The sequence below is a fragment of the Alphaproteobacteria bacterium genome (assembly GCA_030740435.1).
Lineage (GTDB): Bacteria > Pseudomonadota > Alphaproteobacteria > UBA2966 > UBA2966.
On sequence record JASLXG010000066.1, the window covers coordinates 1 to 13,283 of the forward strand.

Here is a 13,283-nt window from a genome sequence, read left to right on the forward strand (position 1 = left end):
GTGCCCGACCGGATATGAGGTGATGCGGCAATGCCGCTCAAAACGTAAACGAGGCCATCCTGTGCGAAGCCTGACGATCACAACCAAACCAAAAGGAGTTCCACCTTGACAACGAGACTCCCATATGAGGGTTGGGGTGGGGGGCTTGGTTTTGGCGTCCCCGCCAAACCTTGCGACCAATCCACTGTGGTCCCCTGTGGGATCGCTGAGAAGCGCGTTCGCCACTGGGCGGACCGGAAGCATGGCTTCCGGTCCGCCTAGCTGCGGCCCCCCCTAAAACGCCTGCTTGCCGGTCTTGGGATCGGGGGCGGAGGCGCGAAAGGCGTCTTCGAGATCGAAGATGGTCAGCACCGGCTCGCCCCAGTCGTAATCGAGATCGACTAGCTGGCCGGGCTGGTCGCAGCTCTCGACCATTTCCAGGGCGTGGACCAGGACCTCTCGTTGCAACTCGACTTCACCGGGCCGCCCGAAGGGGTTGCCCATGGGGTGGTTGATGAAGACCGAGCGCGGCGGCCGCACGTTGGCAGTCAAGTCGCGGCCGGTGGAGACGTTGACGGTGGCGATGCCGCGTTCCTCGACCACCCGGGAGACCAGACCCACGGTCTGGTGGTCAAGGGGTCAGGCCGGCACCATGACGACGACGTCGACCTCGTCGCGCTGGAGTTCATCGGCGAAAGCGGGTGCCGCCACCTCGACGACATGGCCGCGTTTGTAGGTGCGGCCCATGAAGCCGCTCCAGAGCCGTCCGGCTACGCTGCCAATGACGCCATCGCTAGCCAGTTCGCGCAGCCGCTCGAGCGGAAAAATAACATTGATGTCCTTGCGCCCATCACGCGGGTCGTAGTAGGCGTCGTTGATCTGAAAGCCCTCGCCGTCGGTATCCCAGGCGATCTCGTCGAGGCGAAAGTCGTCCTTGGCGATGGGATTGAAGGGCTCGGCGTGGGTATACGAAATGCCGCCGCTGGTCAGCATCGACACCCGGCACTCGGCCAGCGGTTTCGAGAGCCGGCTGAGCGGTGCGTCCTGGTTGACCGTCCAGTCGTAGGCGGGAAAGCCTTTGGACTGGTAGTAGTTGTCGATCAGCGGAACAAAATCGATCGGGTCCATGGCGACACCTCCTTGGCCCATCATAGCACCGGAGAGCCGGCCGCCCAAACCGATTGCCCTCTCTCCGCCAAGCGCCGACAATTGCCGCAATCAGGCCAAAACAGGAGAATCCGCCATGGACTTCCAGGGCTACAAGACGATGCGTTTCGAATACCGGGGCCGTGTGCTGCGCGTCATCCTCGACGGCAACGGGCCCATGAACCCGGTTGACCAGGACCTGCATGACGAACTGGCCCGGGTTTTTGCCGAGGTGGATCGCGACCCCGACAGCGACGTCATCGTGCTGACCTCGGAAAACCGTGCCTTCTGCGCCGGCGGCGACATGGAGTGGTTTCAGGAGATGATCGACCGGCCCGAGGGCTTTCGCGCCATCGCCCACGAGGCCAAGCGCATCGTCTTCGGTCTGTTGGAGATGGAAAAGCCCATCGTCTGCCGCCTCAACGGCGCCGCCGCCGGCCTGGGCGCCACCATCGCGCTCTTGTGCGACATCATCGTGGCCGACGAGAAGGCGCTGATCGGCGATCCCCACGTGCGCATGGGCATCGTCGCCGGCGACGGCGGCGCGGTGATCTGGCCTCAGCTCATCGGCTTCGCCCGGGCCAAGGAATTTCTCATGACCGGCGACATGATCCCGGCCAGCCGGGCCGCCGAGATGGGGCTGGTGAACTACGCCGTGCCGACGGCGGAGCTCGACGCCAAGACCGACGAGATCGTCGACAAGCTGGCCGGCGGGGCGCGCTGGGCCATCCGCTGGACCAAGACGGTAACCAACATCACGCTGCGCGAGATCGCCCACAAGCTGATGGACGCCTCGCTGGCCTACGAGATGATGACCAATCTTACGGCCGACCACCAGGAAGCCGTCAGCGCTTTCAAGGAAAAGCGGCCGCCCAAGTTCAGCGGCGAATAGAGAAGGAGAAGGCAATGTATTTCGCCGATGAGCCCGAACATATTCGGCTCTTGCGCGACAGCATGCGCCGCTTTGCGGAGCGCGAAATGCCGCCCGAGGCCGTGCGGCGCTGGGAGCGCGAGGCCACTTCGCCACCCGAGCTTTTCGCCAAGCTGGCCGAGACCGGCGTCTGCGGCCTCACCGTGCCTGAGGAATTCGGCGGCGCCGGGCGCGACATCGTGGCCGCGGTGGCGGTCATCGACGAGCTCTCGCAGCACGGCACGGCGGCGGCCGGACCCTTCATCCACTGCGCCTTCTACGGCGGCTTGAACATCTCGGAAAACGGCAGCGAGGCGCAGCGCCACGAACTGCTGCCCAAGCTGGCGCGGGGCGAATTGCTGATGGCCTACGGCCTTTCGGAACCGAATGTCGGCGGCGATCTGCCTTCGGTGGAAACTACAGGACGGCGGAGCCGCGACGGCCAAAGCGTGGTCATCAACGGCACCAAGCGCTGGTGCACGGCGGCCCGCATCGCCGATTACATCATCTGCCTGTTGCGCTCCGACGCCGAGGCGCCCCGCTACCGGAACCTCAGCCTGGTGCTGGTGCCGACCGAGGCGCCCGGCATCACCATGAGCGATCTGGAGCACCAGGGACTGCGCTACACCGCCACCTGCGACGTCACCTTCGACGACGTCGAGGTGCCCATCGCCAACGTGCTGGGCGGGCCCGAGGGCTGGAACCGGGGCTGGTCGGTGCTGGCCGGGCCGGCGCTGGACGTGGAAAAGCTGGAGATTACCGCGGTGGCGCTGGGTGTCGCCACGGCAGCCCTCGAAGAGGCCTGGAGCTATGCCCAGGAACGTCGCCAATTCGGCCAGCCCATTTGCGCCCACCAGTCGGTGCGACATGCCCTTGTGGAAGCCCGCACCAAGCTGGCGGCCTCGCGCCACATGCTCTACCACGCCGCCTGGCTGGCCGATCAGGGCCGGCCCTGCAGCGTCGAGACCTCGATGGCCAAGCTCTATGTCGCCGACACCGCGGTCGACATCGTCATCGAATGCCAGCGCGTCATGGGGGCCTATGGTTGCTCGGGCGAGTTCGACATGGAACGGCATCTCCGCGACATCACCCTGATGCCCATCGTCGGCGGCTCCTCGCGCATGCAGAAGAACAACATCGCCAACCGCCTGGGCCTGCCGGGCTAGGGTTTCCGCTTATTGCCGGCTGTCGGACAAGCCCATAATATCGCGGGCCATGAACGAAACGCTCGAACAAGCCATGGCGCGGCTGCGCCGCGAATTCGGCGCCGGCGCCGTCGAGCGTCTGGCCGCGATTCGCCAGAGCCTGAGCCAGCTCGACGATGCCGCCGCCGCTGCCGACGCCCTGGAGACCCTGGAACGCGAAGCCCACAAGCTGCACGGCGGCGGCGCCACCTTCGGCATGCCCCTGGTCAGCCGCCTCGGCGGTTCGCTGGAAGAGCTCGCCGGTCTGGCGCCGGCCGAGCTCGACCGCGGCCGGCTGGCCCGGCTGGTGGCCGCCCTGGGCACCGTCATCGAGGCCGGCGAGGATTTTTCCCCGGCCGACGAGGCGGTCTTGGTGGCCGAGCTTGGCGACGACCTGGTGGCGGAAGAGGATTACTAGAGCGGATAATCTAAAATTTGCCGGTGGCCAGGCCGCGCAGGAAGGCGGCCATCTTGGTGCTGGCATCGCAATACTTCAGCCAGCCGACTTCCGTGACATCCTTGCGCAACGCCGCGCCGGCCGCCCGATAGGCCTTGCTGTGCGCGAAAATGGCGGCCCGGGGTTCGGCCGGGAAGGCGTCGGCCCAGATGCGGAACTCGCGCTTGTCGAGCGCGATGAAGGCGAAGCGGGGCCAAAGATCAACGCTGCCGAGCTTGGTGTCGCTCAGCGTCTTGCGCCCGGAATGGCCGAATTTCCAGTGGAAGTCCTTGAAGGGGATGGTGCAGTTCTTGTCGTGCACGATGTCGATCTCGGCGGCGTAGACCTTGGCCTGGCCGGGATCGGGCCCGCCGCAGCCGGCCAGCGCCAGCAGCGCCAGCAGCGCCGGCAGCACCAGTACGGCCAGCGCCAAGCGCCGGGGCGCGGCGAAGCCCTGCCGCGCAGCGCCGGGCGGGCGGGCAAATAAACGCTCGCTGACGGTTTCCTGGGCCTTCATGGCGATCTCTCCGGTGACGCGGACCGGCGCTATTTTCCGGCCAACGCCGGCGCTTGGCAATCGCCGGCGTTTGCTTCGGTCGTGATGGCCAGTGTATCAACGACAAGTCACCGCGAGTTAGCAGCGTTTGTTGCCAACGTCCCGTGTCCGAGGAGTAAATAATGGCTTTTTTGAAACCCGTTCTGGTGACCGGTGCCGGCGGCTGCATCGGATCATGGGTGCTGGCGCGACTGGTGGCCGACGACGTCGAGGTCGTGGCCTTCGATCTCAGCGACGACAAGCGCCGCCCTGCCCTGGTCATGGACGAGGCGGCGCTGGGCCGCGTGCGCTGGCTGACCGGCGACATCGGCGATGGCGACACCATCGAACGCATCGTGGCCGAAAACGACATCGGCGCCATCATCCATCTGGCGGCCTTGCAGGTGCCGTTCTGCCGCGATGACCCGGCGGCCGGGGCCCGGGCCAACGTGGTGGGCAGCGTCAATATCTTCCAGGCGGCGCGCCAGCACGGCGTGCGCCAGCTTTCCTATGCCTCCTCGGTGGCGGTGCGCGGCATCGGCGACAATCCCTGGCTGGCGACGCTTTACGGCGCCTACAAGAATTGCAACGAGGACTGCGCCGCCGTCTACTGGCAGGACTGGCAGGTGCCCAGCGTCGGCATCCGGCCCGGCACCGTCTACGGCGTGGCCCGCGACCAGGGTATGACCTCGCTGCCCACCGTGGCCATGCTGCACGCCGTCGCCGGCCGGCCCTACACCGTGCCCTTCACCGGCTCGGTGGCCTATGTCTACGCCGCCGAGGCGGCCGACGCCTTCATCCAGGCGGCGTTGGCCTCGCGCGACGGCGCCGCGGTCTTCGACCTCAACGGCGTCGGTGCCACGGTCGACGAGGCGCTGGATATCGTGCGCCGGCTGGTGCCCGGGGCCGAGGTCGATAGCGAGGGCGAGGCGCTGCCCTTCCCGGCCGATCTCTCGGACGAGCCCTTGCGCGAATACGTCGCCGGCTACGACGTCTACTCGCTCGAACAGGGCATCGAGGAAACCGTTGGGCGATTCGGCGATCTGCTGGAGCGCGGGCTGGTATCGCTCGACTGAGCTTCGCAGCACGCCCTATTCGCGCACCATCGTGCGTGACTGCAGCACGCTCCAGATGAAGCCGAAGCCGACGCTCATGGTCGTCTTGTCGCGAAACAGAGGACTTTTTTCGTTGGCGGAGCCCTGATGGAAGTCGGCGCCCAGGCCGGCAAACAGGCGCCAGCGCCGGTTCAGCGGCTTGAACATCACCAGCTGCAGCTTGGAGCCCATATAGCCGCTTTCGGCCTGGTAGGCGGCGCGGCTGGCTGTGGCATAGCGGGCGGGCACGGCGTAGAAATATTCGGCCAGCTTTTCCGTGCCGTAGCTGGCGCTCAGCGAAAGTTTGACCTCGGCGAAATCGAGAAAACGCTCGTGCTGATAGGCCAGCTCCGGCGCGAACACGGCACCCTGGCTGTCGAGGCCGGAAAAATCGGTCGAGAAGACGGCGCGCAGAGGAAATTCCAACTCGACCTTGGCGTCGCGGGCGGCTTTGGCCAGGGTGATCTGCAGCCTGGGCCCGACCTCGCCCAACCAATCCAGGTCGGGCATGCCGCGGCGCGCCGTGTTGTCTTCCGAATCAGCGGGAAACGAGCCCTTCAGGCTGACGTCAAGCTCGACCCGGTCGCTCTTGAAAAAGCGTCCGCGCAGCAAGCCCTTCTTGTCCGAGCGCAGGAATTTGCCGCGGTAGGCGAAATAGGGCAGCGCCAACCACTGGAAATGATTCTGCGCCGCCGCCGGATAGTCGGGCAAGAGGCCACCGCCGGCCATCAGGCCCAACTCCCACAACGGTTTTTCGCCGCCCTCGGCGGCCGCCGGCGCGACCGGCAACGCCAGCAACGCCAGCACCAGCAGCGCCACCAGGAGGCGGGGCGGACCCATCGAAGGAGAGCTCATACCGGGGACTCGCTTGGACTCAAATGTGGCGGACATCTTGGCGGCGGCGCTACGGGGCGACAGTCTCGGCATCCCGGTCAGGGCCGTCAATAGTTCTGGAAAAACCCCACCGGGTCCCGTGAGGGCCCCAAACCGGACTTGCCAATGGCCGAAAAATCGCCCAAAGTCAACGACTTGTGGGAGTTCTTTTGAATTTTTCTGGAAGTAACGGCGTGGAGCACGTGATGGCCAAGCCAAGCCTGGATCAGAAATCCCAACGCATCGACAAGGTGGTCGTGCACATGAAGGAGCGCCTGAGCGGCGACGAAGCCGGTCCGCTCGAGCGTTTCATCCGGCTCTATTACGGGCGCGTAACGGCCGAGAACGTGGCCGAGGCCTCGCTGGAAAACCTCTATGGCGCGGCGCTGAGTCTGTGGAAATTCTGCGAAACCAGGTCCCCGGGTCAGGCCAAGATCCGGGCCTTCAACCCGCGCCTTGGGGAGCAGGGCTGGACCTGCGACCACACCGTCGTCGAAGTGGTCAGCGGCGACATGCCTTTCATCGTCGATTCGCTCTCCTCCTGCCTCAACCGCCGCGGCCACAAGGTCTTCCTCAACGTGCACCCGGTGGCCCGATTGCGCCGCACCGCCAAGGGCCGGCTGAAAGAGCTGTTGGCGCCCACCTCCCGGGCCAAGGGCGGCAGCAACGAATCGCTGATACACATCGAAATCGATACCCAGACCACGGCCAAGGTCCTGCGGGGCATCGAACAGGCCCTGCAAGACGTGCTGGCCGACGTACGCGCCGCCGTCGAGGACTGGCCCGCCATGCTGGCCAAACTGGACGGCACTATCAAGGAGATCAAAAAGAACCCGCCGCCGCTGGACAAGGACGAAGTGTCGGAGAGCCTGGCGCTGCTGCAATGGCTGGCCGACGACCATTTCACCCTGCTCGGTTTCCGCCAATACGAGCACAAGGGCAGCCGAGGCAAGGCCGTCCACCGGGCTATCGAGGGCTCGGGCCTGGGCATCCTGCGCAACCCCTACACCCACGTGCTGGCCGGCGCCAAGGGACTGGGCGAGATATCGGCCGAGGTGCGCCACTTCCTCGATCTGCCGCAGCTCATGATGGTCATCAAGGCCAACGTGCGCTCGACCGTGCACCGGCCGGTCCACATGGACTACATCGGCGTCAAACGCCTCGACAAAAAGGGCCGTCTGATCGGCGAATTGCGTTTCGTCGGCCTCTTCACCTCGGCCGCCTACAACCAAAGCCCGCTGTCGATCCCGCTGCTCAGGCGCAAGATCAAGCGCGCCGTACAGCTTGCCGGCATGCAGAGCGGCGGCCACGACGGCAAGGCCCTGATCAACGTGCTCGAGACCTTTCCCCGCGACGAGCTGTTTCAGGTCGACGAAGATTATCTGGCCGAGACGGCCCAGGGCATCGTCGAGCTGCAGGACCGGCCCCGCATTCGCTGCTTCTACCGCCTCGACCCCTATGGCCGCTTCGCTTCGTGCCTGATCTTCGTCCCGCGCGAGCTGCACAGCACGGAACTGCGCACGCGCTTCGGCGAGGCCCTGGCCACGGCCTTTGCCGGCGAGGTTTCGACTTTCTATACCCACATCGTCGATTCGCCGCTGGCGCGCCTGCACTTCATCATCCGCACCCGGCCCACGCGGCGGCGCCAACCCGATCGCCACGACCTCGAACGCGCCCTGGTCAAGGCGGCGCGCAGCTGGGACGACGATCTCGAGGTGGAAATCCTCGAACGCTGGGGCGAAGAGCACGGCAATCGCCTGGCGCGGCGCTATGGGCGCGCTTTCCCGGCCGGCTACCGCGAGGCCATCAGTGCCCCGGAAGCGGTCTTCGACATCGAGAAGATGGAGGCGCTGAGCCCGCAGCGCGACATGCAGATCGACATCTACCGGCCGCCGCAGGCAGAGCCCAGCGAGGTGCGTTTCAAGATCTTCCACCTGGCCCAGCCGTTACCGTTGTCGGACTGCATGCCGATACTCGAACACATGGGCTTCCGGGTCATGGAGGAACGTCCCTATTGCATCCGCGCCGCCGGCCGCAAGGCGGTTTGGCAGCACGACTTCGGGCTCTTGATCCGGGGTGGGCACGATTTTGACCTCGATGCCACCAAGGAGAACTTCCAGGAGGCCTTCATCAGGATCTGGAGCGGCGAGGTCGAGGACGACGGCTTCAACCGCCTGATCGTACTGGCCGGCTTGGACTGGCGCGAGATCGTCGTGCTGCGCGCCTATTGCAAGTATCTGCGCCAGGCCGCCGTCGCCTTCAGCCAGGCCTACATGGAGGACACCCTGGCCGCCAACCCGGGTATCGCGCTGCTGCTGATCAAGCTCTTCCGCCAGCGCTTCGACCCCCAGCTCTCGGACGAACGCGACGGCCGCTGCGCCGCCCTGGTGGCAAAGATCCAGGCGGCCCTCGACGAGGTCGCCAATCTCGACGAGGATCGCATCCTCAGGCGCTTCCTCAATCTGGTGCGCTCGACGTTGCGCACCAACTTTTTCCAGCTCGCCGAGGACGGCGGCGCCAAGCCTTATCTCGCCTTCAAGCTCGATAGCCAGCGCCTGGCCGAATTGCCCCTGCCCCGGCCGCTGGTCGAGACCTGGGTCTACGCGCCGCGTGCCGAGGCCATCCACCTGCGCGGCGGCAAGGTGGCGCGCGGTGGTATCCGTTGGTCCGACCGGCGCGAGGATTTCCGCACCGAAGTGCTGGGCCTGATGAAAGCGCAGATGGTCAAGAACGCCGTCATCGTGCCGGTCGGCGCCAAGGGCGGTTTCGTCACCAAACGGCTGCCCAGCGAGGGTGGCCGCGAAGCCATCCAGGCCGAGGTCATAGCCTGCTACAAGACCCTGATGTTCGGACTTTTGGATCTGGCCGACAATCTGGCCGGCGGCGCCGTGGTGCCGCCCCGCGACGTGGTGCGCTACGACGACGACGATCCCTATCTGGTGGTCGCCGCCGACAAGGGTACGGCGACCTTTTCCGATATCGCCAACGGTGTCGCCATCGATTACGGCTTCTGGCTTGGCGATGCTTTTGCCTCGGGCGGCTCGGCCGGCTACGACCACAAGGGTATGGGCATCACCGCCCGCGGCGCCTGGGAATCGGTCAAGCGCCATTTCCGCGAAATGGGTATCGACTGCCAGAGCCAGGACTTCACGACGGTCGGCGTCGGCGACATGTCGGGCGACGTCTTCGGCAACGGCATGCTGTTGTCGAAGCACATCCGCTTGGTCGGCGCCTTCAACCATCTGCACATCTTCGTCGACCCCAAGCCCAATGCGGGCAAGAGTTTCACCGAGCGCCAGCGCCTCTTCGCGCTGCCGCGTTCGGGTTGGAACGACTACGACAAGAAGCTCATCTCCAGGGGCGGCGGCATCTTCGAGCGCAGCGCCAAATCGGTCAAGCTGACGCCCGAGATCAAGGCGCTGGTCAAAAGCGACGCCGACGACGTCACGCCCAACGAGCTGATCCGGCTGCTGCTCACGGCGCCGGTCGATCTTTTGTGGAGCGCCGGCATCGGCACCTACGTCAAGGCTTCCAACGAGCGCCATGCCGACACCGGCGACCGGGGCAACGATGCCGTGCGCGTCGACGCCGCCGAGCTCAGCTGCCGCGTCGTCGGCGAGGGCGGCAACCTGGGCCTGACCCAGCACGCCCGCATCGAATTCGCGCGTGGGGGCGGACGCGTCAACTCGGACGCCATCGACAATTCGGGCGGCGTCGATTGTTCCGACCACGAGGTCAACATCAAGGTGCTGGTCGATGCCGTGGTGGCCGACGGCGGGATGGCTGCGAAGCAGCGCAACCGGCTGCTCGCCGACATGACCGACGAGGTTGGTGAACTGGTGCTCAAGGGCAACTACCTGCAGACCCAGGCGATCTCGGGCATGGCCGCCGTGGGCAGCAATGCTCTCGATTCCCAGGTCCGCTTCATGCGCGGCCTGGAGCGCGCCGGCCGGCTCGACCGGGAGCTCGAATTCCTGCCCGACGAGGAAACCATAGACGCCCTGACCCAGGCCGGTGAGAGCCTCACCCGACCCGAACTTTCGGTGCTGCTGTCTTATTGCAAGATGACGCTCTACGAAGACATCCTCGGCTCCGAGCTGTGCGACGACGAATACCTGGTGAGCGATCTCGAGCGCTACTTCCCGGCCACCCTGCGGGGCCGTCTGGCCGGCGCCATCCCCAGCCACAGCCTGCGCCGCGAGATCATCGCCACCCTGGTGGCCAACAGCCTGGTCAACCGGACCGGCGCCACCCTGGTGGCCGATCTCGGCGAGGACACCGGTCTGGGCCCGGCCGACATCGCCCGGGCCTTTGTGGTGGCCCGCGATGCCTTCAACTTTCGCGAGCTGTGGGCGGCCATCGAGGGCCTCGACAATCAGGTGCCGGCCGAGGTGCAAATGGGCATGATCCTGGCCGTCAGCGATCTGATGGGCCAGGCCACCCAGTGGTTCCTGCAGCAGTTGCCGCAGCCCATCGAGATCGCCGCCACGGTGGCGGCCTATGAGCCCGGCATCGCCGCCTTCGCCGGTGACGTTGGCGCCATGCTGGCCGGCCTCGAGTCCCGCACCATGCGCGACAAGACCAAGGCGCTGACGCGCCGCGGCGTGCCCCGCGATATAGCCCTGCGGGTGGCGGCGCTCGACGGCATGCGCTCGGCCTGCCACGTCGTGTATGCGGCGCTGGCCAGCAAGCGGCCGGTGGACGAGGTCGGCCGCATCTATTTCTCGGTCGGTGCCGAACTCGGGCTCGACTGGCTGCGCTCGGCGGCCGAGGGCGTGGCGCCCGACGGCCATTGGGACCGCCTGGCCGTCGGCGCCATCGTCGACGACCTCTACGCCCAGCAACGCGCGCTGGCCACGCGCGTCATCCGGGACAGCAACGGCAAGCGCGACAAAGCCGCCGTCAAGTCCTGGGTCCTGGCCAACCAGACGGCGGTGGATCGCTCGGCCAGCCTGATCGAGGAATTCCGTTCCTCAGGCAGCATCGACATCGCCCGCCTGGCCCTGGCCAACCGCCAGGTGCGGAGTATGCTGACGACTTGATACCGGGGAGGCGTCCATGGCCCAAGCGAATGACGGCGAAACCGCCCCCACACCGACCCGCGGCTTGGTCGCCTGGGCGGGCTACGACTGGGCCAATTCGCCCTTCACGACGCTGATCATCACCTTCGTCTTCTCGGCCTACTTCTCCAAGGGCATTGTCGGCGACGAGGTGCGGGGGGCCGAGTTGTGGGGCTATACCGCCAGCATCGCCGGCCTGGTCATCGCGCTGGGCAGCCCGGTGCTGGGCGCCATCGCCGATGCCGGGGGCCCGCGCAAGCCTTGGCTGGCGGTCTTCACCGCCATTTGCATCGTCGCCTCGGGGCTTTTGTGGTACGCCGGACCGGCGCCGGAATTCATCGCCTGGGCCATGGTCTGGGTCGTCATCGCCACCATCGGCTTCGAATTCGGCATCGTCTTCAACAACGCCATGCTGCCCGATCTGGCGGCGCCTGAACGGCTGGGGCGCTGGTCCGGCTGGGCCTGGGGCCTGGGCTATTTCGGCGGCCTGTCGGCCATGGTGGCGACGCTCTTTCTCTTCGTGCAGGCCGAGACGCCGCTGTTGGATCTGGACAAGGAAAGCGCCGAGCATGTGCGCATCGTCGGGCCCCTGGTGGCGGTTTGGTTCGTCCTTTTCGCCTGGCCGATGTTCGTCTTCACCCCCGATCGCGAGAGCACCGGGCTTGGCCTCGGCGAGAAAGTTTCGCGCGGCCTGGGCAGCCTCTGGGACACCCTCAAGCGGCTCCGCGATCACGGCAACACGGTCAGGTTCCTGATCGCCCGCATGATCTACGCCGACGGCCTGGCCACGGTGTTCGCCTTTGGCGGCATCTACGCCGCCGACACTTTCGGCATGGCCCTGGAACAGGTCATCATTTTCGGCATCGTGCTCAATGTCACGGCCGGCATCGGTGCCTTCGGCTTTGCCTGGCTGGACGATTGGTTCGGCTCCAAGCGCGTCATCTACATCGGGCTCGGCGGCCTGCTGGTCACGGCGTTGGGCGCCGTGGTGGTCGAAGACGTCGCCTGGTTCTGGGTCTGGGGCTCGCTCCTGGGCATCTTCGTCGGCCCCACCCAGGCGGCCAGCCGCTCAATGATGGCCCGCCTGGCACCGGCCGAACTGCGCACCGAGTTCTTCGGCCTCTACGCCCTCACCGGCAAGGCCACGGCCTTCGTCGGCCCGGCCCTGGTGGCCATCGTCATCGCCGCCACGGAAAGTCAGCGCTGGGGTTTGTCGACGGTGCTGGCCTTCTTCGCCATCGGGCTGTTGCTTCTGTTCACGGTCAGAGAGCCCGAGCCTGCTAGGTAATGCCGCAGCGATCCAGCGCCTCGGCCAAGTCGTCGCCGAAGCTCTGGCCCTTGTGGATCACCGGGATCGTCGGCGGCAACTCGCGTAGCGCCGTGTCGCTGTCTTCGAAGCTGGTGAGCAGGGCGAAGGGGATGGCCCGAGTGGCCGGCATGGCGGCCAGGGCGCAGGCCAGGTCGATGCCGCTCAGGCCCTCCATCACGGCCGTGGCGATGATCATGTCGGGGCGTGTGCGCACGATGTGTTCGAAGGCGCCGAAGCACGAGGGCTCGTTGACCACGCGGTAGCCGCAGGCCCTGAGCTCGCGTTCGACGAAGTGGCTGGCCGTGTCCTTGGGCGAGACCAGCATCACCTCGACGTCCGCTTTGCCTACCTCGGCGACGTCGAAGCCGGTCTTGTCGGGCAGCGCCCGCACGATGCCGGCGGTGTTGGGGTCGTCGGGCTGAAAGACGCCGTCGACCACGTCGCGCAGGCGGTCGACGAAGACCTGGGCGTCCTCGATGCTGGGGCCGGCCAGCACCTCGAGCTCGGCCAGGTAGTCTTCCATGCGGTGCGAGATGACGGTGATCAGGGGATAGCCGAAGGTGCCGCCCATGCCCTTGAGGCTATGCACCCGGCGGCGGATCTCCGAGGCCGTGTCGTCGCCGTCTCGGCCGGCCCGCAAGCCGCGCAGCATGGCGTCGATCTCGCTCAGGTGGTCCTCGGCGGTATCGAGGAACTCCTGCCGCAGCTTGACCATCAGGTCGTCGAATTGGTCTTGCGATATTGCCATGTTTCCCTC

The 13,283-nt window shown here is 66.2% G+C and carries 11 protein-coding genes; 6 read left to right on the forward strand and 5 right to left on the reverse strand.

The annotated features are described in order from the left end of the window. Window positions 1-273 precede the first annotated feature (273 nt). Both QGG75_07410 and QGG75_07415 read right to left on the reverse strand, forming a co-directional pair. On the reverse strand, window positions 274-600 hold the full coding sequence (locus QGG75_07410) for a hypothetical protein (protein MDP6067063.1): 327 nt from the start codon (window positions 598-600) through the stop codon (window positions 274-276). 18 nt (window positions 601-618) lie between these two features. Beyond that, on the reverse strand, window positions 619-1,107 hold the full coding sequence (locus QGG75_07415) for a glycine/sarcosine/betaine reductase selenoprotein B family protein (protein ID MDP6067064.1): 489 nt from the start codon (window positions 1,105-1,107) through the stop codon (window positions 619-621). Window positions 1,108-1,222: 115 nt separating this feature from the next. Here QGG75_07415 and QGG75_07420 point away from each other — a divergent pair, with 115 nt between their 5' ends. Genes QGG75_07420 through QGG75_07430 form a run of 3 tightly spaced genes read left to right on the forward strand, consistent with a single transcriptional unit; the run spans window position 1,223 to window position 3,637 of the window. Then, window positions 1,223-2,017 carry an enoyl-CoA hydratase-related protein gene (locus QGG75_07420; protein ID MDP6067065.1) on the forward strand — a complete coding sequence of 265 codons (795 nt, stop codon included), beginning with the start codon at window positions 1,223-1,225 and terminating at the stop codon, window positions 2,015-2,017. A gap of 14 nt (window positions 2,018-2,031) precedes the next feature. Continuing rightward, window positions 2,032-3,201 carry an acyl-CoA dehydrogenase family protein gene (locus QGG75_07425; GenBank protein MDP6067066.1) on the forward strand — a complete coding sequence of 390 codons (1,170 nt, stop codon included), beginning with the start codon at window positions 2,032-2,034 and terminating at the stop codon, window positions 3,199-3,201. A gap of 49 nt (window positions 3,202-3,250) precedes the next feature. After that, entirely contained in the window at window positions 3,251-3,637 is a 387-nt protein-coding gene (locus QGG75_07430) for an Hpt domain-containing protein (protein MDP6067067.1), read from the forward strand. A gap of 10 nt (window positions 3,638-3,647) precedes the next feature. Here the strand turns inward: QGG75_07430 and QGG75_07435 are convergent, their stop codons facing one another. Next, window positions 3,648-4,172, reverse strand: a complete 525-nt coding sequence (locus tag QGG75_07435; protein MDP6067068.1) for a hypothetical protein — start codon at window positions 4,170-4,172, stop codon at window positions 3,648-3,650. Between the two features lie 161 nt (window positions 4,173-4,333). On the opposite strand from QGG75_07435, the gene QGG75_07440 reads away from it, so the two are divergent. Beyond that, window positions 4,334-5,266, forward strand: coding sequence for an NAD(P)-dependent oxidoreductase (locus tag QGG75_07440; GenBank protein MDP6067069.1), 933 nt, complete (start codon window positions 4,334-4,336; stop codon window positions 5,264-5,266). 15 nt (window positions 5,267-5,281) lie between these two features. On the opposite strand, the gene QGG75_07445 is transcribed toward QGG75_07440, so the two are convergent. Further along, the gene (locus tag QGG75_07445) at window positions 5,282-6,124 is read right to left on the reverse strand and encodes a MipA/OmpV family protein (GenBank protein ID MDP6067070.1); all 843 of its coding nucleotides are present in this window, start codon (window positions 6,122-6,124) and stop codon (window positions 5,282-5,284) included. A gap of 239 nt (window positions 6,125-6,363) precedes the next feature. Here QGG75_07445 and QGG75_07450 point away from each other — a divergent pair, with 239 nt between their 5' ends. Together QGG75_07450 and QGG75_07455 are read left to right on the forward strand one after the other, a co-directional pair. After that, window positions 6,364-11,199 carry an NAD-glutamate dehydrogenase gene (locus QGG75_07450; protein MDP6067071.1) on the forward strand — a complete coding sequence of 1,612 codons (4,836 nt, stop codon included), beginning with the start codon at window positions 6,364-6,366 and terminating at the stop codon, window positions 11,197-11,199. A gap of 16 nt (window positions 11,200-11,215) precedes the next feature. Beyond that, window positions 11,216-12,505 (forward strand): MFS transporter, encoded by a 1,290-nt coding sequence (locus tag QGG75_07455; GenBank protein MDP6067072.1) that lies wholly within the window; start codon window positions 11,216-11,218, stop codon window positions 12,503-12,505. Here QGG75_07455 and QGG75_07460 read toward each other — a convergent pair. Continuing rightward, on the reverse strand, window positions 12,498-13,274 hold the full coding sequence (locus tag QGG75_07460; protein ID MDP6067073.1) for an Hpt domain-containing protein: 777 nt from the start codon (window positions 13,272-13,274) through the stop codon (window positions 12,498-12,500). The two genes, QGG75_07455 and QGG75_07460, sit on opposite strands and share 8 nt — an antisense overlap. Window positions 13,275-13,283 lie beyond the last annotated feature (9 nt).

Excerpts from the sequence above, each read along its gene's own strand:
- QGG75_07415 (MDP6067064.1), bottom strand. The coding sequence starts at position 1,107 with ATGGACCCGATCGATTTTGTTCCGCTGATCGACAACTACTACCAGTCC.
- QGG75_07420 (MDP6067065.1), top strand. The coding sequence starts at position 1,223 with ATGGACTTCCAGGGCTACAAGACGATGCGTTTCGAATACCGGGGCCGT.
- QGG75_07425 (MDP6067066.1), top strand. The coding sequence starts at position 2,032 with ATGTATTTCGCCGATGAGCCCGAACATATTCGGCTCTTGCGCGACAGC.
- QGG75_07430 (MDP6067067.1), top strand. The coding sequence starts at position 3,251 with ATGAACGAAACGCTCGAACAAGCCATGGCGCGGCTGCGCCGCGAATTC.
- QGG75_07435 (MDP6067068.1), bottom strand. The coding sequence starts at position 4,172 with ATGAAGGCCCAGGAAACCGTCAGCGAGCGTTTATTTGCCCGCCCGCCC.
- QGG75_07440 (MDP6067069.1), top strand. The coding sequence starts at position 4,334 with ATGGCTTTTTTGAAACCCGTTCTGGTGACCGGTGCCGGCGGCTGCATC.
- QGG75_07445 (MDP6067070.1), bottom strand. The coding sequence starts at position 6,124 with ATGGGTCCGCCCCGCCTCCTGGTGGCGCTGCTGGTGCTGGCGTTGCTG.
- QGG75_07450 (MDP6067071.1), top strand. The coding sequence starts at position 6,364 with ATGGCCAAGCCAAGCCTGGATCAGAAATCCCAACGCATCGACAAGGTG.
- QGG75_07455 (MDP6067072.1), top strand. The coding sequence starts at position 11,216 with ATGGCCCAAGCGAATGACGGCGAAACCGCCCCCACACCGACCCGCGGC.
- QGG75_07460 (MDP6067073.1), bottom strand. The coding sequence starts at position 13,274 with ATGGCAATATCGCAAGACCAATTCGACGACCTGATGGTCAAGCTGCGG.